A 1674-nucleotide genomic window follows, 5' to 3' on the forward strand; every position below is an offset into this window, starting at 1 on the left:
ATTAAGAACTAAAAAAAATAAAAAATCCCAATCTAAATACCCCCCTAATGCCTAAACAAATGCATCAGGGGGTTTTTGATAGTTAGCAAAAAACAGAAATTTTATCTCATATAACCACCTAATTAATTATATAATAATATGATTATATATGCTTTTATCTAAAACACACAATAAATACATTAAACAACGTTATTAAATGATGTATTAACAATTTTTCACCCTTAACCTATTAATTCTCCAATAAAAATCACCAAATGAAACAATATTTATTATTCCTATTTCTATTGTTTTGCGTAATACACTCGTATGCTCAAAACAGGGAAATTAACCTTAATGATAAGAATCTTATTCAAGTTGATAGTCCAATTCTACGAAACCTGTCGAATGACGATTCCCCTAAAGCAATACGTAAACGCCCCTTCACTATGAGTAATGCACTACTTTCAAGCAGGACTGTAGGTGAAAAAGATAAAATAGTATTGGATTTGTTTGAAAACAAAAAGTATACCGCCCTGATAGAGAAAGTGGAAACAGACCGTGAAGGGGTAACATCAATCGTAGCTAAAATTGAAGGCTACCCCTTAAGTCACTGCATTATAAGCTCTTTTTCCGGAAATAATTTAATGAGTATAGATATTCCTGAGTTAGAAGAAAGATATACTACTCAAATGGATATTAATACTAAAAAGAACTATTTATTAGAATTAGACAATACTGAAAAAGAACTTGGTTGTAGCTCACCTTCTCACCAAGAGAATAAGGAACATAAAGGTTCTATGAAATCGGAAATAACTAATATTCCTGCCTTAAAATCTACACGAGCTACCGGAGTAAATGATCCCGCTACCATTGATCTTATGATTGTATATACTTCCGATGCTAAAAATTATGCCGCTAGAAATAATGGAGGAATTCAAAACGCAATAAAACTATTAATGGAAAGATCCAATTTAGTTTTAACGAATAGTAAGGTTAATATCAATATTAAATTAGTTCATTCTCATGAAGTAAATTATACGGAAACCGGAAACAGTTATACTGATTTAAACAACTTAACCTATAAAAATGATCCTTATATGAATGAAGTTCATACATTAAGAGATCAATATAAGGCAGATTTGGTTATGATTTTAACCGAAAAAGGAAATGCTGGAGGATTAGCCTGGCTACCAACATCAGAAGCTGGAAATCCAGATTATGGTTTTTCATTAGTTCGGATCAAAGGTGGCACTAGCGGTTATGCTGCAATTCACGAAATAGGTCATAATATCGGCTTACACCATCATAGGGATCAAATAAAATTTCCACCAGCAGATAGTGAATTAATTTATCCTTATGCTGCAGGATGGAGATGGGAAGGAAATGATAATAGAATCTATTGTTCTATAATGTGCTATCAAGCAGGAAGTAATTTCCCAGATGGACGGAACGCAGCGCGAGTTCCTAATTTTTCAGACCCTACTGTTTATCATAAAGGAGCTGCTATGGGAAATACACAAAGAGCGGACGCTGTACGTACTTTAAAACAAATGAAACATGTAATCGCTGCATACAGAACAAATGATTGTACTCTTAAAGCTACAAATTTAACTGTAAGTTCAATTACTGGAAAAGACGCTGTTCTTTCATGGAATACCGTTAGTGGGGCTTCTTCCTATTCACTAAGATACAAGG

The 1674-nt window shown here is 33.1% G+C and carries 1 protein-coding gene; it reads left to right on the forward strand.

Going from position 1 to position 1674, the window contains the following annotated elements:
- Nucleotides 1-254 precede the first annotated feature (254 nt).
- Nucleotides 255-1674, forward strand: a 1420-nt coding sequence (locus tag AC4FQX_RS15090; protein ID WP_491168547.1) for a zinc-dependent metalloprotease family protein, incomplete at its 3' end; no start/stop codon positions are given.

The organism is Flavobacterium sp. AK-301, assembly GCF_058310215.1.